Source organism: Psychrobacter sp. YP14 (assembly GCF_003209315.1).
Classification (GTDB): domain Bacteria; phylum Pseudomonadota; class Gammaproteobacteria; order Pseudomonadales; family Moraxellaceae; genus Psychrobacter; species Psychrobacter raelei.
In genome coordinates this window covers 2396133-2422552 of sequence record NZ_CP029789.1, presented here as the reverse complement: position 1 = coordinate 2422552, position 26420 = coordinate 2396133, and the positions used below count along the sequence as shown (strand labels likewise).

The following is a 26420-nucleotide window of genomic DNA, read 5'->3' as shown; positions in this document are numbered from 1 at the left end:
AAATTGACTTAAGCAGTCAAATAAGCGCCATCGTCAGCGCATCTTATACTTAACGAACCCTAGTAGAATATGTTAGAATTCGCCGCTTGCATGTTTTTTATATGAAAAACTCGTCTCAGTGTGTTCTCCATGCTTAATGACAGCCGCCAGATTGAAGACGGGTCAATGAGCGTTCGGTTTAACGGCTCTTGTCAGCGCTTCTTTCCTTCTACTTCTCATTATTTAGGTATCTTCTCACGTGTTTGATTTGCAAGGTTTTGGACATCTCTTACTTAGTGGCTCGTTGATTACCATCAAACTTGCTTTATCAAGTCTTGCAATAGGTTTGGTATTGGGGCTATTGGGCGCTACTGCGAAGCTCTCAAAAATTTGGATATTACGTAAATTGGCGACGGTATATACCGCGACCATGCGTGGCATCCCAGAGCTGTTATTAGTGCTGTTTTTATACTACGGCGGCTCCATGCTGATTATGGCCATATTACAAAAATTTGGCTATAACGACTATGTGGAAGTGAGTCCGTTTTTGGCAGGTGTGTTGGCACTATCTATTGCCTTTGGGGCGTATGCGACCGAAGTTTTTCGCATGGCGATCCAAGAGATTCCCAAAGGGCAATGGGAAGCAGCTGAAGCCATAGGTATGAAGCCAATGCAGCTTTATTTTCGCATCATAGTGCCCCAAGTTTGGCGCTTGGCGCTGCCAGGTCTGGGAAACTTGTTTTTGGTATTGTTAAAAGATACGGCACTGGTTTCTGTGGTGGGGCTAAAGGACATCATGTACCATGCGGCGCGCGGGGCACAGGCCACGCAGCAGGCCTTTACCTTTTATATGGCGGCCGCTTTTATTTATCTGGGTCTAACCATAGTGGTGACCGCCTTTATGATGTGGCTTGAGTGGCGGGCCAACCCGTCAAAACGCTATGCAAAAAAATTGGCAAAGCAGCAAGTTTCACACTCACTAGATGCAGCACAAGGGTAGGGGGCAATTATGGATTGGAATTGGCAAGTAATTTTTACATACCTACCTGATTTACTAAGTGGGGTTGTGCTGACCACGCAGTTGGTGGTTATCTCTGGTGTACTTGGCCTGTTTTTTGGACTGGGTCTGGCATTATTGCGCTTATCGGCTAGTCGCTGGGTTCAAGTGTTGCCATTTTTGTATATATTCTTTTTCCGCGGCACACCGCTGTTGGTACAGATTTTCTTGATTTATTATGGTCTGTCACAGTTCGAGTTTATCAAAGACTCAGCGCTGTGGGAGCCGGTGTTAAAGCAGCCCTTTTGGTGTGCAATTATCGCCTTTACTTTAAATACCAGTGCTTATACTGCTGAGATTATTCGCGGGGCCATTCAGTCTATTCCACCTGGTGAATTGGAGGCAGCTGACGCCATAGGTATGTCGCGTTGGCAAAAACTTACCCGAATTACCTTGCCGCGTGCTTTTGGCATCATGCTACCTGCCTACAGTAATGAAGTTATCTTTATGCTAAAAGGCAGCTCGCTTGCCATGACCATTGCGTTAATGGACATTACGGGTATTGCTAAGACCATCAGTGCGCGCACCTATACCATCTTTGAGCTGTATTTTGCGGCAGGTTTAATCTATTTAGTGTTGTCTTGGGTGATTTTATTAACCTTCCGCTTCTTAGAGAAGCGTATGAATCGTCATCACACTTATGTACCACCTGAGGTGGCGCCCACCACCATTCCTTAGTCCCTGATAAGCTACTTACTTCATATAAGCTAGCCACCTCAGATAAGCGGCTAACCCTCACATTAAGTCAAAAGCCAGTGCCATAATCGCACTGGCTTTTTTGTCATCTGGGTGTCATAAATCTTTAAACAAGCTGTCATCTCATCGAAGTAGGCTAGGGCACTGTACTCTTTGTCCAGAGTTATCCCCCGTTGAACATTTTTTTGAGGAATTTATGATGCGCCGCCCAGTTGCCCTTTGTTCTAGCCAAGACAGCATTCGCCAAACACCGGCTGACATAAACTTAGACTTCGCTGATCACGCCAATATTGAAAAATCCGGCAGCAAATTGGCCAATATGTCAGCGACTCGCCGCAGTGTGATTGCCTTTTTGGCCGGTGTGCCCATGCTACCTTTGGCAGGCTGCAATACCTCAGCTCGCCTCAATGCTGTGCCTGTTGCAACCGGCGCTGTGCCTTTAGCTAAGGCGATTAAACAGGTGAGATTTTTGGGTATGCAAGCGCCGTCGCTCGCCAATCCTGAGCAGATGGCTACAGTCTATGTCGATTCAAAAATGCAGGCAGAATTCACCGATGGCAGCACTCAAGTATTTGATTTGGCTTACACGCCGTTTTTTGTGACCGGTGATATGGTGCCCGATGGTCTAGGAGGACTCACCCGTGCTGGCCAGTTGTACGACATCAATAACCGACCGTTATATGATGCGTCAGCAGGCGAGCCGGTGCCTTTTTATTCTAATTGCCCAGATGGCTCTTCATTGATTGCTGTTAAAGGCGCTCGTGTACCGGGCGTAAAAGGCAATACAGTATTTGCGGTAGTGCAATTTGAATATGCCAGCATGAACCGTGCCGGTAAGGACACCTGGGGTCGCCTGCCATCTCCTATTGCAGTACTTACTTTGGATCAAAACCCAAATACTGGTGAGCTGAGCTTGGTGAAGTATCATAATGTTGATACCTCAGCTGTACATGGTCTATGGATTACTTGCGGTGCCTCATTGTCTCCTTGGGGTACTCATTTATCCTCTGAAGAGTATGAGCCGGATGCCCATGATTTAGCAAAGCAAGATGGGGGTAAGTTTTTGGATTTTAGTCAAGCGCTTTATGGGGATCAAAACAAAGCCAATCCTTATCATTATGGTCATATGCCAGAGGTGTTTGTTAATCCAGACGGTACAGGCTTTGTCAAAAAACACTATAACTTGGGACGTATCTCACATGAATTGATACAGATGATGCCAGATGAGCGTACTGCTATCATGGGCGATGATGCCACCAATGGCGGTCTGTTTATGTTTGTGGCCGACAAGCCCAGAGACTTATCAGCTGGTAATTTATACGTCGCAAAAGTCACTCAGACGTCAGCTAAGGGTGTGGGCACAGGCGAATTTACCACACGCTGGATTCATTTGGGTCATGCCACCAGCAGCGAAATTGAAGCGATGGCCAACAGCTTTAAGCCTGAAGATATCATGAGTGTTAAATACACTGACCCAAAAGATGCCAGCTACACCAAGATTTATTATGGCGGAGAACCCAACTGGATTAAATTAAATACCAGCAACAGGCATGCTGAAAAAGCCGCTGCCTTCTTAGAGACCCATCGTTATGCGGCGCTAAAAGGTGCTTCTATGGCCTTTACTAAAATGGAGGGGACCACGGTGAATGTCAAAGATAAAATCGTATATTCGGCGATGGCAAGGATTGAAAAATCTATGGTCGATCCTACTAAATATGGTGACTATGATGTGCACGTGGCTGAAAATAAGTCAGGTGCAGTCTATGCCCATCAGCTGCGCAGTGGCCAAGTGACCCTAAATACTAAGCAGCCTATCCACTCAGATTGGGTACCAGTCAGTATGGCTGTACCACCGAATTTGGCCGGTCAAGATATCGAGGCGGATGCGTTGGGCAATCAATCGCATCCGGATAAAGTGTCTTGCCCGGATAACTTAAAATTCTCCGAAAAAATGCGCACGCTATTTATCGGTGAAGACTCAGGCACCCATGTTAATAACTTTTTATGGGCCTACAATGTAGATACTCATGAATTGGTCCGCATTTTATCGACACCAGCTGGTGCAGAGTCAACCGGCCTTCATGCAGTAGATGAAATGAATGGCTATACGTATATTATGAGTAATTTTCAGCACTCAGGTGAAGGGATCGAAAAAAACACTAAAGTGGCCGCTCAAGTTATGCCATTCATTAAGCGCAATTATAAAGATACTTATGGGGCAGCTGTGGGTTATTTAGGCTTTAAGCTTGGTGGCAATCGTTAAAGCAGCAAACCGTTAAAGACAAGCCAATCTTTAATTGTGAAAATAAAGTTATGATAATTATACTAAAAACAAACCTCAAGTTAACACTTGGGGTTTTTACTTTATCTAAATTAACAGATAATATGAAGCCATCCCAACTTATAAAATATAACTATTATGTCAAACAGCACTTCACCCACATCGCCTGCTTCTGAAGACTTATCGCAGCAATATTCTTTATATGAGACGTGTGAGCTTATTAATGCGTCCAATCCGGTGTATTTAGAGGACTTGCACCAGCAGTTAGACCATCTAGATTACCTCGATGAAAATGCCCTAATTAATATGGCCTATGAGCCGAGTGCACCATCAAAAAAACCACCACTGTCGGTGAGCAATGTACTTGAGGGTCTGGTGCAGCTTGCTACCACAGGTGCGGTGGGGGCCACTGAGATTATTGAGGCCATACACTCTGAGATTCTCTTGCGTCCTTTGGGCCGCTTTAATGAAGATCATCTCAATCGTTGGCAGCAAGGAGTGACTCGCAGATTGTACAATGTGGTGCGCTATACCATGCAAAGTGTAGGCCGTGGTGTCACGAGCAGCAGCATGCAGCTGTACCGAAAAAGCCTCATTAATCAAAAACGTCGCCTACTTCCTGAACGTCTAAAGCAGCTGGTCAACGTGATTAATGGTATGGTTGGCGATCATCTGGTTGCTAGCAACAATCCACTGGCGGTGCCCATGGTGCTCTATGATAGATATGGTCAACCGCTAGGCGCTAAGGCAGATCCGTTGTGCGGGCGTGTGATTGTGTTATGTCATGGTCTGTGCTTGAGTTATCTAAGCTGGCATCCTTGTGAAGAGGACAGCTTAGGTGAGCATATTGCACTGAGTGTCCCTAAAAGTACGGTGCTTTACTTAGATTACAATACGGGTAGACGCATCTCCCAAAACGGTCATAATTTGGCCAATTTACTACAGCAACTGGTTATAAAAAATCCAGACATTACCCAAATAGATTTAGTAGGCTATAGCATGGGGGGACTGGTGTCTCGTAGTGCGCTGTTTTATGGTGAGCAAGAGCGCCAAAATTGGGTAGCGCGCGTGGGCAACTTAGTAACCATAGGCTCACCGCATCAAGGTGCCATACTTGAGCGCATCAGCTATCACCTATTAGATATTATGGCCAAAGTGCCCTTTGCAGGTTCGTTATCTAAGCTTGGTGATATACGTAGTGCCGGTATTATTGACCTTCGTCATGGCTGTATTCGCGATGAGGATTGGAAGGGGCTTAAAGTACGGGATGTATTGCCCGAAGACTTTCGCCATCCGACCAAGTTGCCACGTCACATCAATACCTTTTTTATTGCCGGCTCTATTGCTGAGGGGGTGTATGAATCTAAGGCGAGTAACTTGGTGGGTGATGGCTTGGTGATGATAGAATCGGCGCTCGGTGAGGCTGGTAAGACTCATGAAAATCACCATTTATATGTGCCTGAGGGTCGAAAAGCGGTGTTTTATGGGGTCAATCACATCAACTTGCAGTACGATGAGCGTGTGCATAATCAAGTCAGTGAGTGGTTACAGGCCAATAGAGACAGTGAGTCAGCCTTAAAGCCGCGTATTCACTCCTTTCCTGATGAGATTGAGGTGGTGGTCTAATACCGCGCAATCATAAGATGCGCCTATGACAAAGTAATCACGGCCATAATCGCTGTCACAAAACCACGCTGAAATTAAAAATCCCCCTTAGGCTCGAGCCTAAGGGGGAGGTATATTTTTGGGTAATTAACCGCTTAACGCTTAAGCAAAGATGTGCTCGACATCCTCTTTGGTAAACTTGTAGATAGAGCCACAAAAACCGCAATCCATCTCAAAGGTACCGCCTTGCTCCTCTACAATCTCTAAAACTTCTGCTTCGCCGATTTGCAAAATAGCCCCTTCACATTTTTCACGTGAGCAGGTGCAGCCAAATTCTAAAGAGATAGGCTCAGGGGCGACCACACTCTCTTCGTTGTATAAGCGGTAGATGATTTCGCTGGCCTCTAAGGTGGTTAGCTCTTCAAACTTTAAGGTACGCGTCAATAAGGTCAAGCGGGTCCATAGATCATCATCAATACCGGCCGTTTCATCTTGCTCAATAGCGTGTTGTTCCTCGGCAGTGCGGGGCAGCATTTGTACCAAGATACCACCAGTTTGCAGGCCATCACAAGCCAAGTTAATCAAAGTTGGGATTTGCGCCGATTGCAATTGATAATGGGCCAAGCATTCAGCTAAGTTGTCATGACTGCGCTCAACGATACCTTGATAAGCTTCGCCGCGCTCAGGTTGAATGTTGATAAACATGACGCCTTTACCCACAGCACCGAGCTCAGCAAAAGCATCATCGGCAGTCGCCTTGTTCGCCCAAGCTTGCTGCTGCTCTTCGGTGTCTTGCTTCCAGCTGGCTAAAGCGCGAATGATGCCAGACTGATTGCATTCAGCCATTGCCCAGTTCAATAAGCTGCTCTCATCAGAGGACTGCAACTGGATAGATAAGCTACCCTCAATTTTTAGGGTACCAATTAATAAGCTGGCTGCAGTTAGCATCTCACCAAGCAAACGCTTAATAGACTCAGGGTAGGGTTTTTGGGCAGTAATGGTGGCATAGCTTTGCTTTAAGCGCACCACATCGCCGCGTACAGGAGAGTCAGCGATAAAAAAGCGTTGGCGTAAATCAGTAAGTTCGGTCATAGGGGGTCTCAATTAATTATATAGAGCAGTTGTCTGCTAGATAGACTCATCTTTCATGCAATGTCATTTATATTGGGGTAATGGGGTATTTATCAACATAAAAATCCGCTCACAGATAAGTTTTTTATCACTAAAGCCTAGCACAGAGGCGAGCTGCCTTGGTTAACAGGGATATTGTAGAGGTGAATTTATCGGATTTAGTTAATTAATGATGAACTAAGTTATTGTTATTAGTAGTAGTTGTTGACACCAGTTGTCATTAGCCTTTATATTAGAACAGGAAACAACGCTAACCTAGAATAAACCGCAGTTTTTTAGAAGTAAGTGGTTGTTTTAAAATATGAAAGATGACGCGTTATCTGTCATATATCGCAGATATATTATTAAATGGATTTAGGTCATTATGGGGGATGATTGTGCCATCAACCTACAGATTGTAGGCTGCACAGTCGCATACCATAGTGACATTTTTTATCGAAATTTTTATCCAATATTGCAACGAAAGGATTCGTTATGTTTGGCTCTACCTCTTTTTCACATCCCTCCAATAACATCGATTCTTCCTCTGTTTCTATAGATTTAGATACGATCCCTCGCATTAGTATGGGCGCCAAATCGAGCAATGCGCCGCTTAAGCTGAGCCAAGATCAAGGCCCCCAGACGGCGTTAATCGAAGTCACTATTGGTGACTTTTTTGATGCCGTGGTAGAAAAATATCCCGATCAAGAAGCCCTAGTGGTGTGCCATCAAGGCATACGTTGGACTTACCGTGAGCTGCAACAAAAAGTCAATCAACTGGCCAGCGCTATGATTGAAATGGGTCTGGAGATTGGTGATCGCGTTGGTATCTGGTCACATAACAACGCTGAATGGCTGCTTATGCAATTGGCCACTGCCAAGGTAGGCGTGATTTTAGTAAATATTAACCCCGCCTACCGTAGCTTTGAGCTGCAATATGCGCTAAATAAATTGGGCTGCTCAGCTTTGGTGCTTATGCGCCATTTCAAAACCAGTGATTATGCCAATATCATTCGCGAATTATGTCCTGAGATTTATCACAAGCAGTACACCCAATTAGACTTGGTTGAGATACCTACTGTTGAGCGTATTATCTGGATAGATGAGCCAGACACGGATGAGACGTTTGGCTTTATGCAAAAATTCTCAGAGTGGATGAAAGAGGGCGATGCTAATGATCCACGGGTGGCTGAGCGTGAGGCCAAATTAAAAAATACTGATCCCATCAACGTTCAGTTCACCAGTGGCACCACAGGTACCCCAAAAGGGGCAACCTTGACGCATCGCAATATCTTAAACAATGGCTATTTTATTGGCGAGGCGATGGATTTAGGGCCTGAGGATCGCTTATGTATTCCGGTACCTTTATACCACTGCTTTGGTATGGTGCTTGGTAACCTTGCGATTTTGACCCATGGCGGCTGTATTGTCTATCCCAATGATGGCTTCGAGCCGCTTAGCGTGTTGCAAGCGGTACAAGATGAGAAATGCACCGCACTGCACGGTGTGCCCACCATGTTTATTGCAGAGCTTGATCACCCAGACTTTGATAAATACGATTTGTCGACCCTTCGTACTGGTATCATGGCCGGCTCAAGCTGCCCCATTGAGGTGATGCGCCGCGTCATCGATGAGATGCACATGAGCGAGGTCACCATCGCTTACGGCATGACCGAAACCAGCCCCGTATCTTGCCAGACCAACAAACACACCCCGCTTGATAAACAAGTCTCTACTGTGGGCTTAGTGCAGCCTAATTTAGAGGTGAAAATTGTCGATACCCAGACCGGAGAGGTAGTGCCTATCGGTGAAACAGGTGAGCTATTAACCCGTGGCTATTCGGTGATGAAAGGCTATTGGGGCAGCCGCTTTAAGACCCGTGAAGCCATTCAAGATGGCTGGATGCACACCGGCGACTTAGCCACCATGGATGAAGACGGTTATATTAAAGTGGTCGGCCGCAGCAAAGATATGGTCATCCGCGGCGGTGAAAACATCTATCCGGTAGAAATTGAGAACTATTTATACCGCCATCCAAAGATTAGTGACGTGCAAGTTGTGGGCGTTCCGGATAAAAAATATGGCGAGGTACTGGCAGCCTGGATTATTGCTAGAAAAGGCGAGCAGCTGACAGAGGATGAGGTTAAGCAGTTTTGTAAAGACAACATCGCGCATTACAAAGTGCCACAGTACTTTCGCTTTGTTGAAGAGTACCCGATGACCATTACCGGTAAAATCCAAAAATACAAGATCACGGAAATGATGATTGAAGAGCTGGGATTATAACTGCCCAGCATTTGTAACCATTAATTATAAATAACCAATTATAAATAACCGCCACTGTACACCAATACTTAGTACAAACAGTGGCGAGTAAAATCATAGATAAGGGATGTCATGAGTGCCATTATTACCAGTAAGCTAAGTCCGAATTCAAAAGAGTTTGCCGAAAATACTGCTGCCATGCAGGCGGTTGTCGATGACTTACACGCCCATCTAAAGAAGATAGCCCAAGGCGGTCCAGAACGCTCTCGTGCTAAGCATCTAGCACGAGGTAAGCTACTACCGCGTGAGCGTGTTGAACGCTTGCTAGATCCAGGCACGGCATTTTTAGAAGTGGCACCGATGGCTGCCTTCGATATGTATGATGCAGATATTCCTGCGGCAGGCGTGATTGCAGGTATTGGCCGTATCAATGGTATTGAGTGCATGATTGTTTGTAATGATGCGACTGTCAAAGGCGGTACTTACTATCCGATGACCGTCAAAAAACATCTGCGCGCACAAGAAATCGCCCAAGAGAACAACCTGCCTTGTGTGTATTTGGTTGACTCAGGCGGTGCTAACTTGCCGAACCAAGATGAGGTGTTCCCAGACAAAGAGCACTTTGGGCGTATCTTCTTTAACCAAGCCAATATGAGTGCGGCCGGTATCCCGCAAATTGCAGTGGTGATGGGCAGCTGTACCGCAGGTGGTGCATATGTACCGGCGATGAGTGATGAATCTATCATCGTAAAAGATCAAGGTACTATCTTTTTAGGTGGTCCGCCACTGGTGAAAGCGGCAACTGGCGAGGTGGTGAGTGCTGAGGACTTAGGCGGTGGTGATGTGCATACCCGCCTGTCTGGTGTGGTCGATTATCTTGCCCAAAACGATTTGCACGCTTTATCGCTGGCACGTGATATTGTCGGTAACCTCAATCGTCCGCCAAAACACATCCCCAATCAAATTGAGCCACGTGAGCCAAAATACGATGCCAAAGAGCTGTATGGCGTGATTCCAACCGATACCCGTAAGCCGTTTGATATTCGTGAAATCATCGCGCGTATTGTGGACGCCAGTGAGTTTGATGAATTTAAAGCCCGTTTTGCGACAACGCTGGTGTGTGGTTTTGCTTATATTGAAGGCATGAAAGTCGGCATTATTGCCAACAATGGTATCTTATTTAGTGAGTCGGCTCAGAAAGGAACCCACTTTATTGAGCTGTGCTGTAAGCGCAATATTCCATTGGTATTCTTGCAAAATATCACCGGCTTTATGGTTGGCCGCAAGTATGAGAACGAGGGTATCGCGCGTCATGGTGCGAAGATGGTGATGGCGGTGGCCAATGCCAAAGTACCTAAGTTCACAGTCATTGTCGGCGGCTCATTTGGTGCCGGTAACTACGGTATGTGTGGCCGAGCGTATAGCCCAAGATTCTTGTGGATGTGGCCGAATGCACGCATCTCAGTGATGGGCGGTGAGCAAGCAGCGTCAGTATTGGCCACAGTCAAACGTGACAATATTGAGCGCAAAGGTGAAACCTGGAGCGCTGAGGAAGAAGAAGCGTTTAAAGCCCCGTACAAAGAGATGTACGAAAAACAAGGTCATCCTTATTATGCCAGCGCCCGCTTGTGGGATGATGGGGTGATTGATCCTGCTGATACTCGAAAGGTATTGGCCTTGGGGTTAAGCGCCGCTTACAACGCTGAAATTGAAGAGACCAAGTTTGGTGTGTTTAGAATGTAAACCTAACCCTTCATTAAATTAACCTGAGAGCCTTATGATTTAGGCTTAATGATTTAGGCTTAGGACTTACGCAAAGCACAGTATTTAATAGGCGACTGGGTGTTGTTTGTGAAGCCTCTGGAACTACCGTACGGCAAGCGAATAAAGGATACCCAGTCGCAATAACGCTTAATTTCTGCGTAAGTCCTAAGGGTGTTAGATTAAACACAGACCCAATCATTTCATGAATGCAAAAATAAGAAGATAACGAGAAACTTATGACAACCAGCTTACCCTCTCAATTAGCGCCGTTAGCTGAGCTTGATACCTTAAACGTCAGCGTTGAGGATTATATTGCTACCGTCACTCTGGCACGCCCAGACAAGCGTAATGCCTTTAATGATGACGTCATTGAAGAATTAAACCAAGCGTTTACCCATCTAGGCAATAGCGATGCAGTGCGAGTTATTGTGTTAGCAGCCGAAGGTAAGGCATTTTGTGCCGGCGCCGATTTAAACTGGATGCGTGCCATGGCTGATTATAGCCGTGATGAGAATCTTGCAGATGCCGATAAACTGGCGCAAATGCTCAAGGTGATTTATAGCTGTCCTAAGCCGACGGTTGCCGCCATTCAAGGCGACGTTTATGCCGGTGGTATTGGTCTTGTCTCTGCGTGTGATATGGCCATAGCAGTCGACTCAGCCAACTTTTGCTTGAGCGAGGTTCGATTGGGCTTAGTACCTGCGACCATCAGCCCTTATGTGATTCGAGCGATGGGTGCTCGAGCCGCTCACCGTTATTTCTTAACTGCAGAAATATTTGATGCGGTTGAAGCACAGCGGATTGGATTGGTTCATGAGACTGTGGCTACTGATAAACTGGATGAGACAGTCGCTGCAATTACCAAAAAGCTGCGTAACAACAGCCCAAATGCGGTTAAAGAGTGCAAAAAGCTGCTGCACTATGTCGCAGGAGAAACCATTGATGAGGCTTTAATTGCCCAGACCGTAGCTGGTATTGCAGATATCAGAGCCTCTGATGAAGGTAAAGAGGGCGTGCAGTCCTTTTTGCAAAAACGCAAACCTAATTGGTTAAATTAATAGTAACTACTAATTACTAACTACTTTTGGGACAAGATGACGATGCAAGGAAAGTGCTTGTGTGGCAATATTGAATTTAGCTGTGATGTCTCTACTACGCCGCTTAAAATTTATCAGTGTCACTGCTTCTTATGCAAAAAACAATCTGGTTCAAGCGCTAACTCAGCTACGATTATCGAAGCCACTCATTTTCAATGGATAAAGCGGCATAATATAAAGATTTGGAAAAAGCCGACTGGATTTAGTGCCCACTTTTGTGGTGAATGTGGCTGCCCAGTGCCAAATGACTTTGCGGGTAAATATGTATGGATACCTGTCGGTCTGCTGGAGATGGCTGACCACTCAGTTACGGTAGAAGTCGTCGCGAATTTTTGTTTACGCTCAAAGTCTGATTGGCATAGCATTGATTCAGAAGTCGCTAATTTTGAGGGGTTACCCCCATTTAAAGAGGTGTTAGCGCTTTTGAGCTAACTGTGCTTTTATCAGCCAGATATCAGACCTGCCAAGACCTCAGATTAAAAGTTAATTCATTAATAGCCATGTAATAAATTCTACTCTTAAATTTTGCAATATAGATTAAACGATAAGGACTGTCATGTTTTCTAAAATACTCATTGCCAACCGCGGAGAGATCGCCTGCCGAGTGGCCGCAACAGCCAAGCGCATGGGCGTTCGCACTGTCGCTGTATACTCTGATGCCGACCGTTATGCCAAGCATGTCAGTGTCTGTGATGAAGCTGTCTATTTAGGCGGTTCAGCGCCAAAAGACAGTTACCTCAAAGGCGACTTGCTGATAAAAATTGCGCAGCAGACAGGGGCTGAGGCCATCCACCCCGGTTATGGGTTTTTAAGTGAAAACGCCTCTTTTGCCAAGGCGTGTGAGGAGGCCGGTATTGTCTTTATTGGTCCTTCTGCGGCGGCAATTACTTCTATGGGTTTAAAGGCGGAGTCAAAGCAGCTGATGGAAACCGCTGGCGTGCCATTGATTCCCGGTTATCATGGCAGCAACCAAGACCCTGAGTTTTTATTGCAGCAAGCGGACCGGATCGGTTATCCGCTGTTAATCAAAGCCAGCTCAGGTGGCGGCGGTAAAGGCATGCGCTTGGTTGAGCGCCGTGAGGACTTTATCAGTCTGTTAGATTCTTGCCGCCGCGAAGCCATCACCAGCTTCGGCAATGACGCGGTATTAATTGAAAAATATGCCTTAAATCCACGTCATATCGAGATTCAAGTCTTCGGTGACAGTCATGGCAATTATGTGCATCTGTTTGAGCGCGACTGCTCGGTGCAGCGCCGCCACCAAAAAGTACTAGAAGAAGCCCCTGCACCCAATGTTGATGAGGCGATGCGTCAGGCCATGGGTACTGCTGCCATTAATGCTGCGCGTGCGGTCGACTATGTGGGCGCCGGCACCGTCGAGTTTATTGTCGAGCAGCGCCCAAGCGCCGATGGTAAAGTTGAGATGAATTTTTACTTCATGGAGATGAACACCCGTTTGCAAGTAGAACATCCGGTGACCGAAGCCATTACCGGTATGGACTTGGTAGAGTGGCAGCTTATTGTGGCCGCAGGCGGTGAGATTCCGGTCAAACAACAAGACTTGGCTATTAACGGCCATGCCATTGAGGCGCGCATCTGTGCTGAAAACCCAGACAATGATTTTTTACCTGCTACAGGCACACTGTTTACCTATCGTAAGCCTGTGCACACGGCCTTTAGTGTTAGTGCGGTGCGAGTCGATGATGGGGTAGAAGAGGGTAATGTGATCAGCCCCTTTTATGACTCAATGATTGCCAAATTAATTGTGCATGCGCCAACCCGTGAGCAGGCCTTGGCAAAGTTAGATCAGGCCTTGGCGCAAACTCGTATTGTGGGGCTGCCCAATAATGTGGCGTTTTTACGTCATATCCTAGCCACGCCATCTTTTAGCCAAGCCAAGCTAGATACGGCATTGATTGAGCGTGAAAAAGAGCGCTTATTTGACCAGCAGCCTTTGTCATTGCAAACGTTGGTTTCAGCCGCGGTTATCAACAAACTAAACCAAGAGCAGCGAGCCGGCCATGCGAACGTGGCCACACAAAATGCAGACCCCTTTATCAAGTTTGGCGGCTGGCGCGGCTATAGCGATTATCAGCGCCAATTTGATTTGGTAGTAACGCAAGGCGATAGCGAGCAGACCTATCAAGCAGTTATCCATCACGTTGAGCCGTTAAATCAGCAAACCGGCCAAAGCTTTGAGCTGACTATTAATCTGCTAAACTCAGACGCTGATGCCAAGCAAAGCGTTCAAAGCTGTTATCAAGGTCAGGTACAGTATCAAGCGGACGATGAGCACAGCTATGTGGTATGGCTAGAGGGTCAGCGTATTAGATTACAAAGCTTTACTGAAAATGAAACGGTACACGTCTTTACCGACAGCGGCAGTGGTGAGATTGTATTAATCGATGCCATGGCGCATGTTGATGGCGATACCCAAGCTGTCGGTAGTTTAAAATCACCGATGCCCGGTCAAGTGGTGGCCTTTAAAGTGGCCGCTGGCGATAGCGTAAAACAAGGTCAACCTTTGGCGGTGATTGAAGCGATGAAGATTGAGCACACCATCAATGCGCCTGCCGACGGGGTGGTGGCTGAGCTGTTATTTGCGCCAGGCGATTTGGTGGCAGATGGAGATGAGCTGTTACGTCTAGATACAGACTAGTTATATCTAGTCAGCGAACGACTAAACGGTTACGGTGTTAACCTCGCTAAGCCTACATTTGTAGTACTTACGCTCGGCTGCCTTGTAACCATTTTAGACTTCTTTGACTATACAACCAATCGACTCACTTTGCATAAACGCCATAGACATAACCTTTATAAAAAAGAGTACGCCAATGAATGTTCCAGGTAGTGTTCAAATTATTGATGTCAGTCCCCGTGATGGACTGCAAAATGAAAAGCAAACCGTGCCCACTGAGATAAAGTTTGAGCTCATTGAAGGCCTAATTGATGCCGGCATTAAAAAGCTTGAGGCGACAAGCTTTGTCTCCCCAAAATGGGTGCCGCAGATGGGCGACAACAGTGAGCTTATGCAGCTGATTAATCAGGCGCGTCATCCTGAGGTTTGCTACTCGGTACTGACTCCTAATATGCGCGGTTTTGAGGGTGCTTTAAAATTTGCTGCAGATGAGGTGGTCATCTTTGGCTCAGCCAGCGAAACCTTTAGCCAAAAAAACATCAATTGCAGTATTGATGAGAGTATCGAGCGCTTTGCCCCCGTGGCAGCAGCAGCCAAGGCGGCGGGTATTAAAGTACGTGGGGTTATCTCGTGCGCCGTGGGCTGTCCTTATGAGGGTGAGATTGCACCAAGTCAGGTGGCTTATGTGACCAAGCGCTTGGTTGATATTGGTGCTGAACATATTGGGGTTGCCGACACGATCGGTGTTGGCACACCCATTAAAGTACAAAACGCGCTAAAAGCTGCCATGCAGTACATCGATGTCAAAGACATTTCAGGTCATTTTCATGACACGTATGGGCAAGCATTGGCCAATATCTTGACCTCGCTTAGCTTAGGCGTGGCGCAGTATGATACTTCAGTTGCAGGCTTAGGCGGCTGTCCCTATGCAAAAGGCGCTACTGGCAATGTGGCCACAGAAGATGTGGTGTATATGCTGCACGGCATGGGTATCGATACCGGCGTTGATTTAGACAAACTGATCCATGTGGGTCAGCGTATCAGTGATTTTTTGGGGCGTAATAATGGCTCAAGAGCAGCCAAGGCTTTGTTGGCGAAGCTGCAAGATTAGCAGCATATAATACTTAACTTCATTCTCCACCGACATAAAAAAGGATATTTATGAGTTTACCAGGATTAGATTTTCAATTGGGCGAAGACATTCAAGCACTGCGCGATTCTGTGAGAAGTTTTGCTGAAAAAGAGATTGCCCCACGCGCTGCTGATATTGATAGTAGTGATGAGTTCCCAATGGATTTGTGGCAGAAGATGGGTGATCTGGGGCTGCATGGTATCACAGTCCCTGAACAATACGGCGGCGCTGATATGGGCTATGTGGCACACATGGTGTCCATGGAAGAGATTAGCCGGGCTTCTGCCTCAGTCGGTCTAAGTTACGGCGCCCATTCCAACTTGTGTGTGAACCAGATCAAACGTAATGGCAGTGAGTCACAAAAGCAGAAGTTTTTACCCAAGCTGATTAGTGGTGAATTTGTCGGTGCTTTGGCGATGAGTGAGCCGGGTGCCGGCTCTGATGTCACCAGCATGAAGCTGCGTGCTGAAGCAAAAGATGGCGGCTATGTGCTAAATGGCAGTAAGATGTGGATTACCAATGGTCCAGATGCTGATGTCATGGTGGTTTATGCCAAGACCAATCCAGAGCTTGGCGCTAAAGGGATCACTGCTTTTTTAGTAGAAAAAGGTATGCCAGGATTTGGTACCGCTCAGAAGCTAGATAAGCTTGGCATGCGTGGCAGCCATACCGGTGAAATGGTCTTTGATAATGTATTCGTCCCTGAAGAGAACATAATGGGTGGTCTAAACAATGGCGTTCAGGTATTAATGAGTGGCTTAGACTACGAGCGTGCCGTATTGGCGGCCGGTCCGGTGGGTATTATGCAAGCGGTGATGGACAATGTCATTCCTTATATCCACGACCGCAAGCAATTTGGACAATCTATTGGTGAGTTTCAATTAATCCAAGGTAAAGTGGCGGACATGTATACTATTTTGCAAGCCGCTCGCAGCTTTTTATACACTGTCGGCAAAAACTTGGATATGTTAGATAAGCGCGGAGCAGGTCATAGCCGTGAAGTACGCAAAGATTGTGCCAGTGTGATCCTGTGGTGTGCCGAAAAAGCCACTTGGATGGCCGGTGAGGGCATTCAAATCTTTGGCGGTAATGGCTATACCAACGAATACCCACTGGGCCGTTTATGGCGTGATGCCAAACTGTATGAAATCGGTGCCGGTACCAGCGAGATTCGCCGTATGCTTATTGGCCGTGAGTTATTTAACGAAACCAAATAGCCTATATTCCCGCTAACAATGCAATTAAAAGCGCCCCATCTTTAGGATAGGGGCGTTTTTTTTGGTAAAATTTGTTGTTTTGACCTATAGTGGTCAATGACATATTGACGTCATTAAAATAATTGCCCAATAATAAATTACTTATAAATAGCTTTTGAATAAACAGGATGTTCCATGAGTGTAACCCGTTACGAATGCCAAGCCTGTGGCTGGATTTATCCCGCTCAGTCTGAATCTGCCAACCCCGAGCCCATCGCCTTTAATGAGTTGCCTGACACCTTTTGCTGCCCGCTATGCGGCGTAGGCAAAGCGCAGTTTAAGCCATTAGACGTAGATGAAACACCAGGTGCTGCTACCTTAACCTCTAGCATGCAAAACAGCTCACAGCAGTGTCAAGATGTGGTAGTCGTGGGCGCTGGCCTCGCAGGCTGGACGGTGATTGATGCGCTGCGTGCCAAGCAGCCAGATATTGGCATTACTTTAATCACTCAAGATATGGCCGATAGATATCATAAGCCGATGCTGTCGGTGGCTTTAAGTCAAAACAAAACCCCACAAGACTTGGTGCGTATGAGTGGCGTACAAGCAGCCCAAAAGGCTAATATCACCCTAATGAGCCAGACACAAGTTATCAGTATCGATAGCAAAAATCGTACTTTACAGACGGATAAAGGTGAGCTTAGCTATGGCAATCTAGTGTTGGCACTCGGTGCCGCACCTGCCATACCTGCTTGCTTTGCAGATCAGGATATTTGGCACGTCAATGATCTTGAAGGCTTTAGCAAAATTCAGGCCGCCCTTACTGGAGAGACTGGCGCAAACAAACACATTGCGGTGATTGGCGCTGGCATGATAGGCACTGAGATAGCAGAAGACTTGACCACTGCAGGCCATAAGGTGACGTTACTCGACATCAATGACGCACCACTGGCGGGTCTATTACCGCCACTGGCCACCGATAAAATTCTGCAGGCGCTACACAAGCAAGACATTACCTTCTTAGGCGGTCATCTGGTACAAAGTGCGGCACCCCGCAGTGAAGGCGGTTATCAGCTGACTATAAAAAACTGCCAAAGCGGGGAGAGCCAAAGCCTGCAGGTGGATCACTTATTAATCAGTACCGGCCTAAAGGTGGCCGATACTCTGCCGCTGAGTGCTGGCCTAGATTTTGATGCACACGCAGGCATTATTGTAGATGAGGCCAGTCTGCAAAGTAGTGTGTCTCATATCTACGCGATAGGCGACTGTATGTCTATTGATGGTGTGCCTTGCCGCTATGTGGCTCCATTACGTGCTCAAGCGGCCAGTATTGTAGAGCATATCTTAGGTCAGCAGCAGCAAGATTATCAGCATCACGCTTACGAGCATAAGCCCCCTATGATTCGCCTAAAAAACAAAAGCATCTCAGTCAGTGCCACCGGTACCCCAAGCGCCGATGAATCACGAGGTATCTGGCAGGTTATCAGTGATGCTGAGTCGGATAGCGGGCACGAGCTGGTGTTGGCTCAAGTAGCCGATAATGGTGAGCAGATAGCCAAGGTGACTTTAAAAACACCGCATTAAATCAAGCAGTTGGTTGTCAGCAGTGGCGAAAATCTAACATTAAGATGATAATAGATACGGATTTTGTGGCCATCCTCCTTTTTTAGACATAAAAAAACCAGCTTTTAAGCTGGTTTTTTTTGGCTTACTTATATCATATCGTATCGTTAGATAGGCATTGACTTCCTCCCCTCCTTAAAGTGAGGGGATTCCTACAGCTAGACTGCCAAGCCCGACCGCAAGTCTTAGAGTTTGGCTACCTGTATCTTACTTATTTGCTTTGGAACCAGCTGTCTGCTTGATTGCGAGCAGAGGCCACATCAGAGCTTGATAAGTTTAAGGCCAATTTACCAATTTTACCGCGGGCTTTGTTACGTACTTGTTCATTTAACATACCGTCACGGGCAGATAGCTCATACCATTTATAGGCATCAACCAGCTTGCGCTGCTTTTCATCGATTAAGGCTAAGGTATAGCTGGCACGGTTGTCACCACGCTTGGCGGCACGCTCTAACCAGTAACGAGCTTGCTGTTCGTTAACCGCAACGCCTTCACCGCGAGCATACATGATGCCAAGGTTTAGCTGAGCAGGGGTTACATTTTGATTGGCAGCGCGGGTATACCATTCGATGGCTTTGATTGGGTTTTTGGCGATGCCTTCACCTTTTTGGTAGCGCTTGGCTAAATAAAATTGGGCGTGATCATTACCTTGGCTGGCACGGCTGATTAGCTCATCCATAGCCATCATTTCAAAGCGAGAAGTGTCTAAAGGTACGTTAGAGACTAAGTCAGCTTGAGCTAGGCCGGCAGTGGTAAACAAGGCGGTAAATAAAGTGGCTTTTAATAGTTTCATACGGGGTATATCCAGAAATTGACTGTATTTAAAAAAATTCAAATTAACGCGCAGTTATAAGATTTAATATAAATACTTAAAATCTAAAGTAAGCCAAGTTAACGTCTGCTTGGGCGTTAAATGGGTACCGATAATAATCGCAGTGTGAATTTAATGACTTAAATTGATTAGTGTCGATAACATATCATCGACAAGATTTACATAGCTTAACATCGACAATCACGAAACTCAAACGCTGCTAACCGACAAATACCCTATATAAACGTTTTAATAGCCAAAATATGGCAACCAGTTGTAACAAGGTAAGACGGGTAAGGTTTATGTAACAAATTAAACCTACTTGCTTATCTTATCACTACTTTTTAATAATTGGGGCTAAAAAATATATTTTTTGAACTGTCTTTTAGCCGCTGCTGCTATTTTAGGCTTTATTTACCTCTAATAACGCACCTTATTTGGCCTTAGTCACCCGATATATGGCCACATCTGCCAACAGGTTGGGGGCACGTCTGATGATAGAGGCCATTAAGGGCGAGTATTTTTTTGACCCAGAGGCAGAGTCGGTCACCGCAAAGCGATTGATAATTTCAATATCGTTGTCTGAGCACAAACGCTCAAAGTCCTTAAAGGTACACAAATGAATATTGGGCGTGTTATACCATTCATAAGGCAGCGCTTCGGAGACGGGCATTAAGCCTTTTAAGCCTAGGTGTAATCGGTTTTGCCAGTGTGCAAAGTTTGGAAAGGTAATCACCGCTTCTCGGCCGACTCTTAGCATATCTAGCAGCAAGGTATCAGGGGACTTCACAGCCTGTAGCGCCCGTGCCATGACCACAGTATCAAAGCTATTATCAGCAAAACGTGCCAAACCATCATTTAAGTCTTGCTCAATGATATTTAAGCCTTTGCTAATACCGATGTTAATGTTTTCTTCATCAAGCTCAAGGCCATATCCAGTGACGCCAAGTGAGTACTGCATGTGCTCTAATAATGAGCCATCGCCGCAGCCTAAATCCAATACACGAGAGTATGGGGCAATCCATTGTTTGGCAAGTTCATGATCTATTCTCATGTTAAGCGCTCCTGGGTGTGGGGCTTAGTGGTAGCCGCAGGTTTGGCAGAGTCGGTGTTTGAGTGAGCACCCAAAAAAGGTGAGTTTAAAAACCCTCTAATGGCACCCATATAACGCGGGATATCAAATAAGAAGGAGTCATGGCCGTGCGGTGCATCGACATTGACATAGCTGACAGGCTTGTCATTGGCCATTAAGGCGTCCACGATTTCTTCAGAGCGGGCGGGAGCAAAGCGCCAATCTGTGGTAAATGACACAATTAAAAACTGGCAACGGGTGTGCTTTAAAGTCTGCTTTAGAGCTTCTAAGTCTGATAAGCTCTCATCGCTGACATAACCGCGAGTCGGATCAAAATAATCTAGTGCTTTGGTCATTAATAGATAGGTATTGGCATCGAAGTTTTTGCTAAAGCGCTCACCTTGATAACGCAAGTAGCTCTCAACCTGAAATTCCACATCATAACCGTACATAAATTTGCCAGACTTTAAGTCACGGCCGAATTTGGACTTCATCGCCTCTTCAGTCAAGTAGGTGATGTGGCCTACCATACGTGCCAAAATTAGGCCGCGGCGAGGATAAGTGCCGGCCTCTAAATAACGGCCTTGATTAAAGTCAGGGTCTGACAAGATAGACTGGCGGGCGACCTCATTAAAGGCAATGTTTTGAGCAGACAGCTTAGGGGTACTGGCAATAATAACGCAGCGTCTTAAGCGATCAGGGTAATCGACCGACCATTGTAGTGCTTGCATACCCCCCATTGAGCCACCGACTACAGCGTGCCAAGTATCAATGCCTAAGCGGTCAGACAGCATGGCCTGTGTGCGTACCCAGTCCTTAATGGTAATCAAAGGGAAGTCAGGGCCATAAGGGGTGCCAGGTGTACCCTCAGAGCTTGATTGTGGAATGGGAGTTGTGGGGCCAGTTGAGCCATGACAGCTGCCAATATTATTGAGGCATACGACAAAAAATCTTGTGGTATCAATGGCTTTACCAGGGCCAATCATATTGTCCCACCAGCCGGGCTTTACGTCCTCTTCGCTATGGTAACCGGCCGCATGATGACTGCCGGATAACGCATGGCAAATCAGCACCGCATTGGATTTTTGGTCATTTAATTGGCCATAGGTTTCATAAACCAAATCAAACTCAGGCAAAGTACGGTGACACTCTAAGGTCAACGGGGTATCAAAATGCATGGTCTGCGGGGTTACGATACCCACAGAGTTGGCAAGTTTTGGATCTGTCGCAGTCGATTGGATACTCAAAATTACCTCAATAAAAAGGGTTAAGATGTCAGCTTTAGGGTATATCGATTAACCAGGTGATGCAAGCCTTGAAACTATTGAAAACTATTCGCTTTTATCCGCTATTGTAGGCGCCTATGTCTTTGAGTACAACTGACATCTGGCAGCGCACTTTTTTGGCTTATGGCAGCTTAGATACCGCGCCTAGTCACGCCGGTTTTCGGGTATCAACTTTGGTCAAATGCCTCTTAATAATGGTACACTGAAGCTTTATGGCCAATCAATATGACCACTCAATTGGCTTTGATAAAAACTTGAGGTAAGCTTTTGTCAAAGTGATTGGCCTAAGTGAGTGTTGTGCCCCCACTATCAAGGATATCTTCTGTAATATGAAACCCAATAACCCTCCACGCATTGCTGTTTTATTGGTCAATCTCGGTACACCAGATGAGCCCACAGCCCCTGCGGTTCGCCGTTATCTTAAGCAGTTCTTATCTGACCCTAGAGTGATTGAGATTCCTCAGTTTTTGTGGGCAATCATCCTTAATTTATTTGTATTACCAACCCGTCCTAAGCGTGTGGCAGAAGCCTATGCCAGTGTTTGGGAAGGCGATTCCCCCATTCGTAAGATATTAAATCAGCAGGTAGATAAATTGCATGCCCGCCTTGAGGGAAGTATGGGACCTTTTAACATCAGTGTACATCCTGCCATGAGCTATGGTAATCCAGGCTTACCTGATGTGATGGATAAGTTATGCGCTGAAGGGGTAGAGCATTTTGTGATATTGCCGTTATTTCCACAGTACTCAGCCACATCAGGCGGGGCGGTCTATGATGCACTGACTAAATGGTCGCTAAAGCAGCGCAACCTACCCAGTTACACCATTGTTAAAGACTACTTTGCGCATCCTTTATATATCAAAGCCTTGGCTGACTCTATTCGCCGCTTTCAAGCAGTACATGGCAAGCCAGATAAGTTGATGTTTAGCTTCCACGGCATTCCGCAGCCCTATGCAGACAAAGGGGATCCTTATCCTAAACGCTGTAAATGTACAGCAGCCCAAGTGGCGCAGGAACTAGGGCTTAGTCAGGATGAATGGATCATTAGTTTCCAGTCACGCTTTGGCAAGCAAGAGTGGGTCAAGCCTTATACAGATGTGACTTTAGAGCAGTGGGGCAAAGCAGGTGTACGCTCAGTACAGGTGGTCAGCCCAGCGTTTTCGGCAGATTGCTTAGAGACACTTGAAGAGCTGGCAATGGAAAATAGAGACAATTTTATTAATGCTGGCGGCCAAGAATATCATTATATTCCTGCGCTTAATGATGATGAGGCACATATCGACTTAATGGAAGCATTGGCCAAGCCTTTAGTTGCTGGCTGGGCTTCTACTTTGGAGGGGTGGACCTAGCGTTTGTGACCAACTAGATTACCATTAACTAGCCTACAATAAAAAAGCACCCTGACTGACGCCAGGGTGCTTTTTTAGCTTTAGATGATTGACTATAAGTCATCACTCATCGTCATTATCATAGCTGTGCTTTACCGCGTCATTATCGGCGATATCACGAATGGTGGGATAGTCACTATCATCCAAAGCATCCTCTACCAATACCTCATCAATACGCGACTCATCGATACTCTGACGGTGTATGGGGGTGAGTCCTTCTGCAGGAATATCATTATTGTCCATAGCATCTAAGTCCATGGCAATATCTATAGGGTTTTTCATAACAATGTCCTCACCTATGCCTTAAATGACTTAGGCCTTGTAAATATACTTGTGAATATGAAGGATAAACCAGTTTTACGACTACAGTTTTTGATCACGAGGCAGCTCAGCTTCTTGAGAGGCGCCTGCCATATCGCGGTCTAAGGAGTAGAAGTTGGCATTGTTATCTTTACTCTCAGAGGCCAAGGCATACTTATCACGCAGACCATCAATTAAGGCTTCTTCTTCAATTTGCTCTTTTACGAACCATTGTAAAAAGTTGAACGTTGGCCAGTCTTTTTCTTCTAACGCTTTGTCTACTAGCGCATAGATTTTTTTAGAGTTATCAAGTTCGTGTTGCCACACATCTTCAATACAAGACTCAAGATCCACTGGGTTATCACGCGGCGCAGGGATAGAGCCGATTTTTGCTTCACCGCCACGCGCCTGAATATATTCTAAAAACTTGAACATATGCTGGCGCTCTTCTTCTGAGTGCTTATAGAAGAATTCAGCAATACCAGAGTAGTTATTTGAATCTGCCCACACACCTAATGATAAATAGGCTTGAGCTTGCGCAGCTTCATTATTCATCTGTTCATTTAGTGCTTTTTCCATACTGTCAGAAATACGCTTGTCGCTCATTATCTTATCCTTATAATTTATTTATTTTAGTCATTACAAAACGTTGGCCAACGCTAATCCGCTTTTTATATATCTAAATTATTTTTTATAGATCTAATTTATTAGGTATATAGTTATCAAATGATATATGTAAGGCCAAAGAGGTAAATATGACCAGTAAATTGCTAATGCTGCAATCATTATAAGAGCAGTACTTCACGTTATGAGTAAAGCTGAGTTATGAGTTGTGCGAATTGTGTGAGACACGTTAATAAGTTGTAACTTTTGTGGGGTGACCTACCGCTGAGTCTCACATCAAGCAAAAAAAGTACCAGTAGAAGTTGAGTCTTAGGCGCTGATAGCGATTACTCAACTAGCGTCTTAGATTTTAGCGCAGCTGTAGGCAAACGCTGCTGTAATTGCTGATTAAATTCTGTGAGCTTAAAGCGCCATAAATAAATCAAAGCAGTAAGGTAGATAATGCCTTCAGAGACCTCTTCTACCCATACTCCAAGGTTATGATCAAAGCCAATGTGGTGTTCTCCAAGATACTGAAAAAACAGTAGGGTACCTGTGAATGCATAAAGCCATTTAGGTACGCCTTTTAGCACGGCAACCACATAGCGCCAGCTATAAATTAAACTGCCCAACGCGGTCAATGTCACAACCAACAAGAAGCTGTCTTCCCACCACTCATAGGACTGTCCTAATAAGATAAAGCCTTTAGGAACCAACATGTCTGGAACAAAGCTTAACTCTCGGCATATCGCAGAGAAAAATACCAACACAGCGCCGAACCAGAAATATCGAGCGATCTTAAGTTGGCTATTTAAGGCATATTTGGCGCAGGGAATTAAACAGATCAACAAAGCAATGGCTTCAAAAATCTCGATGAGGCTATCTTCAGTAATAATAAGCGACTCCTAGTACTTTAATAATAATACTTTAATAAAGGTTAGACAATTCAGGGATAGGCAGGTTGTCATCGGATACATACAAGAAATGCTAAAACAAAAAAAAATTTAATTTAAGTTTATATTAATAACTACCATTAATTTTTGATGTATTCTTAATTGTAATACTGAATTGGAAAAATTTCTATATTTGAGTCATGACTATTTAGTGCTAGCAAAACTATCTATGAAGATAGATATAAAAGGCTATTTAATTTAAGTTGCGATTATATTTTAAATATTCTAATCTAGTGTTAAGTTAAGGATGAGCTCACTTTGATGAATTCTGGGCTGACAAGGAGTATATAATGACGACAAATTTACAACCTGAACACAGATATCAGGTTATCAAAGCCGCAAGCTATGCCCAGAGCCAAGACCCCAAACGCAAATTGTGGCTACTGAGTCCACTGGCGCCTATTATCGGTTGGGCGATGTACTTAGGGGTTAAAGACCAACAAGGCTTTGATCTAAAAAATACCGTGATGGCTTGGTCAGGTAGCCTCTTTACCTATACCTTTATTCCAGCCTTGGATGTTCTGATTGGTAAAGACAGTGACAATTTACCAGAGCCGTTATTTAAAGCATTACAGACTGATGCGTATTATCAAAAAATTGCCCATGCTTTTATTCCCCTAAATTATATCGCCCTGTTTATTGCAGCCCATCAATTTAGCCATAGGCAGTTGCCTTGGTATAACAAACTGGGGGTGGCAATTACTGCCGGTATTGGTAGTGGTATTGCCATCAATACCGCACACGAGCTGGGCCATAAAAATGATAAGTTGAATCGGACACTGGCCAGAGTGAGCTTGGCGCCTTCTGCCTATGGCCATTTTGCTATTGAGCATAATTATGGGCATCACCGCTGGGTGGCGACACCCGAGGACCCTGCCAGTAGTCGTTATAATGAAAGCTTTTGGCAGTTTTTACCGCGTACAGTAATTGGCGGGCTGCGCTCAGCCATTGCTATTGAGCGTAGGCGGCTGGCGCGCAGAAACAAAGGCTTTTGGCACAAAGATAATGAGTTATTGCAAGGCTGGGCGATTACCGCGGGCTTATATGCCGCTTTGTACCAACTAAATGGTAAAAAAGTGCTCCCGTTTATCGCTATTCAAGCGTTATATGGCTTTAGCTTATTAGAGTCTGTTAATTATCTTGAGCATTATGGCTTATTGCGTCAAAAAGACAGCCAAGGCCGATATGAGCCAACCCGCCCCGATCACAGCTGGAACAGTAATAACACGGTGACTAATTTATTCTTATACCAATTACAGCGCCATTCTGATCACCATGCGCATCCCAATCGTCCGTATCAAGTACTGCGCCACTTTGATGAGTCTCCGCAGTTGCCCAGCGGTTATGCCAGTATGATTGTGCCAGCTTATATACCGCCGTTATGGTTTGCCATCATGAATAAAAGGGTAGTCGCGCATTACAAGGGTGACATGGGCAAAATCAATAAGCATGACAAACCGCTGAGCCCGCGTATGCAAAAAGCCACCAATCTTATTCGTAAAGGGTTAGACTGGCTGGGTTATTCATAGGCCGCTATTTAGTCAAAATAGAGCGCATAGCGGGC

Annotated in this window: 21 protein-coding genes; 14 read left to right on the top strand and 7 right to left on the bottom strand. The window is 45.6% G+C overall.

Annotated features, from left to right (window positions below):
• The first annotated feature begins 238 nt into the window (after positions 1 to 238).
• The 4 genes from DLE54_RS09890 to DLE54_RS09875 all read left to right on the top strand — a co-directional run bounded on the left by DLE54_RS09890 (position 239) and on the right by DLE54_RS09875 (position 5639).
• Positions 239 to 979: an ABC transporter permease gene (locus DLE54_RS09890; protein WP_011961286.1), complete on the top strand. Its 741-nt coding sequence runs from the start codon at positions 239 to 241 to the stop codon at positions 977 to 979.
• A 9-nt stretch (positions 980 to 988) separates the two neighbouring features.
• Positions 989 to 1714 carry an ABC transporter permease gene (locus DLE54_RS09885; RefSeq protein WP_110817039.1) on the top strand — a complete coding sequence of 242 codons (726 nt, stop codon included), beginning with the start codon at positions 989 to 991 and terminating at the stop codon, positions 1712 to 1714.
• Positions 1715 to 2051: 337 nt separating this feature from the next.
• Complete coding sequence (locus DLE54_RS09880; protein WP_110817384.1) at positions 2052 to 3995, top strand: PhoX family protein; 1944 nt, start codon at positions 2052 to 2054, stop codon at positions 3993 to 3995.
• A gap of 156 nt (positions 3996 to 4151) precedes the next feature.
• On the top strand, positions 4152 to 5639 hold the full coding sequence (locus DLE54_RS09875) for an esterase/lipase family protein (RefSeq protein ID WP_110817038.1): 1488 nt from the start codon (positions 4152 to 4154) through the stop codon (positions 5637 to 5639).
• 141 nt (positions 5640 to 5780) lie between these two features.
• Here the strand turns inward: DLE54_RS09875 and DLE54_RS09870 are convergent, their stop codons facing one another.
• The gene (locus tag DLE54_RS09870; RefSeq protein WP_011961282.1) at positions 5781 to 6710 is read right to left on the bottom strand and encodes an Hsp33 family molecular chaperone HslO; all 930 of its coding nucleotides are present in this window, start codon (positions 6708 to 6710) and stop codon (positions 5781 to 5783) included.
• A 603-nt stretch (positions 6711 to 7313) separates the two neighbouring features.
• Here DLE54_RS09870 and DLE54_RS09865 point away from each other — a divergent pair.
• The 8 genes from DLE54_RS09865 (at position 7314) to DLE54_RS09830 (ending at position 18404) form a co-directional block, all read left to right on the top strand.
• Entirely contained in the window at positions 7314 to 9014 is a 1701-nt protein-coding gene (locus DLE54_RS09865; protein WP_110817383.1) for an AMP-binding protein, read from the top strand.
• Between the two features lie 111 nt (positions 9015 to 9125).
• A complete protein-coding gene (locus tag DLE54_RS09860) occupies positions 9126 to 10736 on the top strand; it encodes a carboxyl transferase domain-containing protein (RefSeq protein WP_110817037.1) in 1611 nt (536 codons plus the stop codon).
• Between the two features lie 257 nt (positions 10737 to 10993).
• On the top strand, positions 10994 to 11815 hold the full coding sequence (locus DLE54_RS09855; RefSeq protein ID WP_110817036.1) for an enoyl-CoA hydratase/isomerase family protein: 822 nt from the start codon (positions 10994 to 10996) through the stop codon (positions 11813 to 11815).
• Positions 11816 to 11851: 36 nt separating this feature from the next.
• The gene (locus tag DLE54_RS09850; protein ID WP_227535226.1) at positions 11852 to 12286 is read left to right on the top strand and encodes a GFA family protein; all 435 of its coding nucleotides are present in this window, start codon (positions 11852 to 11854) and stop codon (positions 12284 to 12286) included.
• Positions 12287 to 12410: 124 nt separating this feature from the next.
• The gene (locus DLE54_RS09845) at positions 12411 to 14513 is read left to right on the top strand and encodes an acetyl/propionyl/methylcrotonyl-CoA carboxylase subunit alpha (RefSeq protein ID WP_110817034.1); all 2103 of its coding nucleotides are present in this window, start codon (positions 12411 to 12413) and stop codon (positions 14511 to 14513) included.
• A 175-nt stretch (positions 14514 to 14688) separates the two neighbouring features.
• The gene (locus tag DLE54_RS09840; protein ID WP_110817033.1) at positions 14689 to 15603 is read left to right on the top strand and encodes a hydroxymethylglutaryl-CoA lyase; all 915 of its coding nucleotides are present in this window, start codon (positions 14689 to 14691) and stop codon (positions 15601 to 15603) included.
• A 50-nt stretch (positions 15604 to 15653) separates the two neighbouring features.
• Positions 15654 to 16841, top strand: a complete 1188-nt coding sequence (locus DLE54_RS09835) for an isovaleryl-CoA dehydrogenase (protein WP_110817032.1) — start codon at positions 15654 to 15656, stop codon at positions 16839 to 16841.
• A 174-nt stretch (positions 16842 to 17015) separates the two neighbouring features.
• Positions 17016 to 18404, top strand: a complete 1389-nt coding sequence (locus DLE54_RS09830; RefSeq protein ID WP_110817031.1) for an FAD-dependent oxidoreductase — start codon at positions 17016 to 17018, stop codon at positions 18402 to 18404.
• Between the two features lie 250 nt (positions 18405 to 18654).
• Here DLE54_RS09830 and DLE54_RS09825 read toward each other — a convergent pair whose 3' ends face one another.
• The 3 genes from DLE54_RS09825 to metX form a co-directional block, all read right to left on the bottom strand.
• Positions 18655 to 19236 carry a tetratricopeptide repeat protein gene (locus tag DLE54_RS09825; RefSeq protein ID WP_011961273.1) on the bottom strand — a complete coding sequence of 194 codons (582 nt, stop codon included), beginning with the start codon at positions 19234 to 19236 and terminating at the stop codon, positions 18655 to 18657.
• A 451-nt stretch (positions 19237 to 19687) separates the two neighbouring features.
• On the bottom strand, positions 19688 to 20308 hold the full coding sequence (gene metW, locus DLE54_RS09820) for a methionine biosynthesis protein MetW (protein WP_011961272.1): 621 nt from the start codon (positions 20306 to 20308) through the stop codon (positions 19688 to 19690).
• The gene (metX, locus tag DLE54_RS09815; protein WP_265089767.1) at positions 20305 to 21567 is read right to left on the bottom strand and encodes a homoserine O-succinyltransferase MetX; all 1263 of its coding nucleotides are present in this window, start codon (positions 21565 to 21567) and stop codon (positions 20305 to 20307) included. The genes metW and metX overlap by 4 nt, the downstream gene beginning before the upstream one ends.
• A 374-nt stretch (positions 21568 to 21941) precedes the next feature.
• On the opposite strand from metX, the gene hemH reads away from it, so the two are divergent.
• Entirely contained in the window at positions 21942 to 22961 is a 1020-nt protein-coding gene (gene hemH / locus DLE54_RS09810; protein WP_011961270.1) for a ferrochelatase, read from the top strand.
• A gap of 102 nt (positions 22962 to 23063) precedes the next feature.
• Here the strand turns inward: hemH and DLE54_RS09805 are convergent, their stop codons facing one another.
• From DLE54_RS09805 to DLE54_RS09795, 3 genes are all read right to left on the bottom strand, one after another.
• Complete coding sequence (locus tag DLE54_RS09805) at positions 23064 to 23282, bottom strand: hypothetical protein (RefSeq protein WP_110817030.1); 219 nt, start codon at positions 23280 to 23282, stop codon at positions 23064 to 23066.
• 81 nt (positions 23283 to 23363) lie between these two features.
• A complete protein-coding gene (locus DLE54_RS09800; protein ID WP_011961268.1) occupies positions 23364 to 23906 on the bottom strand; it encodes a ferritin in 543 nt (180 codons plus the stop codon).
• Between the two features lie 344 nt (positions 23907 to 24250).
• On the bottom strand, positions 24251 to 24673 hold the full coding sequence (locus tag DLE54_RS09795) for a hypothetical protein (RefSeq protein ID WP_162617742.1): 423 nt from the start codon (positions 24671 to 24673) through the stop codon (positions 24251 to 24253).
• A gap of 473 nt (positions 24674 to 25146) precedes the next feature.
• Here DLE54_RS09795 and DLE54_RS09785 point away from each other — a divergent pair, with 473 nt between their 5' ends.
• Entirely contained in the window at positions 25147 to 26385 is a 1239-nt protein-coding gene (locus DLE54_RS09785) for an alkane 1-monooxygenase (RefSeq protein WP_110817027.1), read from the top strand.
• The last annotated feature ends 35 nt before the right edge of the window (positions 26386 to 26420 follow it).

What these genes read in the sequence shown, in the direction of transcription:
- DLE54_RS09835 (WP_110817032.1), top strand. Translation starts at nt 15,654, where the DNA reads ATGAGTTTACCAGGATTAGATTTTCAATTGGGCGAAGACATTCAAGCA.
- DLE54_RS09885 (WP_110817039.1), top strand. Translation starts at nt 989, where the DNA reads ATGGATTGGAATTGGCAAGTAATTTTTACATACCTACCTGATTTACTA.
- DLE54_RS09825 (WP_011961273.1), bottom strand. Translation starts at nt 19,236, where the DNA reads ATGAAACTATTAAAAGCCACTTTATTTACCGCCTTGTTTACCACTGCC.
- metW (WP_011961272.1), bottom strand. Translation starts at nt 20,308, where the DNA reads ATGAGAATAGATCATGAACTTGCCAAACAATGGATTGCCCCATACTCT.
- DLE54_RS09800 (WP_011961268.1), bottom strand. Translation starts at nt 23,906, where the DNA reads ATGAGCGACAAGCGTATTTCTGACAGTATGGAAAAAGCACTAAATGAA.
- DLE54_RS09805 (WP_110817030.1), bottom strand. Translation starts at nt 23,282, where the DNA reads ATGAAAAACCCTATAGATATTGCCATGGACTTAGATGCTATGGACAAT.
- DLE54_RS09855 (WP_110817036.1), top strand. Translation starts at nt 10,994, where the DNA reads ATGACAACCAGCTTACCCTCTCAATTAGCGCCGTTAGCTGAGCTTGAT.
- DLE54_RS09870 (WP_011961282.1), bottom strand. Translation starts at nt 6,710, where the DNA reads ATGACCGAACTTACTGATTTACGCCAACGCTTTTTTATCGCTGACTCT.
- DLE54_RS09840 (WP_110817033.1), top strand. Translation starts at nt 14,689, where the DNA reads ATGAATGTTCCAGGTAGTGTTCAAATTATTGATGTCAGTCCCCGTGAT.
- DLE54_RS09850 (WP_227535226.1), top strand. Translation starts at nt 11,852, where the DNA reads ATGACGATGCAAGGAAAGTGCTTGTGTGGCAATATTGAATTTAGCTGT.
- DLE54_RS09880 (WP_110817384.1), top strand. Translation starts at nt 2,052, where the DNA reads ATGTCAGCGACTCGCCGCAGTGTGATTGCCTTTTTGGCCGGTGTGCCC.
- DLE54_RS09845 (WP_110817034.1), top strand. Translation starts at nt 12,411, where the DNA reads ATGTTTTCTAAAATACTCATTGCCAACCGCGGAGAGATCGCCTGCCGA.
- DLE54_RS09785 (WP_110817027.1), top strand. Translation starts at nt 25,147, where the DNA reads ATGACGACAAATTTACAACCTGAACACAGATATCAGGTTATCAAAGCC.
- DLE54_RS09865 (WP_110817383.1), top strand. Translation starts at nt 7,314, where the DNA reads ATGGGCGCCAAATCGAGCAATGCGCCGCTTAAGCTGAGCCAAGATCAA.
- DLE54_RS09830 (WP_110817031.1), top strand. Translation starts at nt 17,016, where the DNA reads ATGAGTGTAACCCGTTACGAATGCCAAGCCTGTGGCTGGATTTATCCC.
- DLE54_RS09860 (WP_110817037.1), top strand. Translation starts at nt 9,126, where the DNA reads ATGAGTGCCATTATTACCAGTAAGCTAAGTCCGAATTCAAAAGAGTTT.
- DLE54_RS09875 (WP_110817038.1), top strand. Translation starts at nt 4,152, where the DNA reads ATGTCAAACAGCACTTCACCCACATCGCCTGCTTCTGAAGACTTATCG.
- hemH (WP_011961270.1), top strand. Translation starts at nt 21,942, where the DNA reads ATGAAACCCAATAACCCTCCACGCATTGCTGTTTTATTGGTCAATCTC.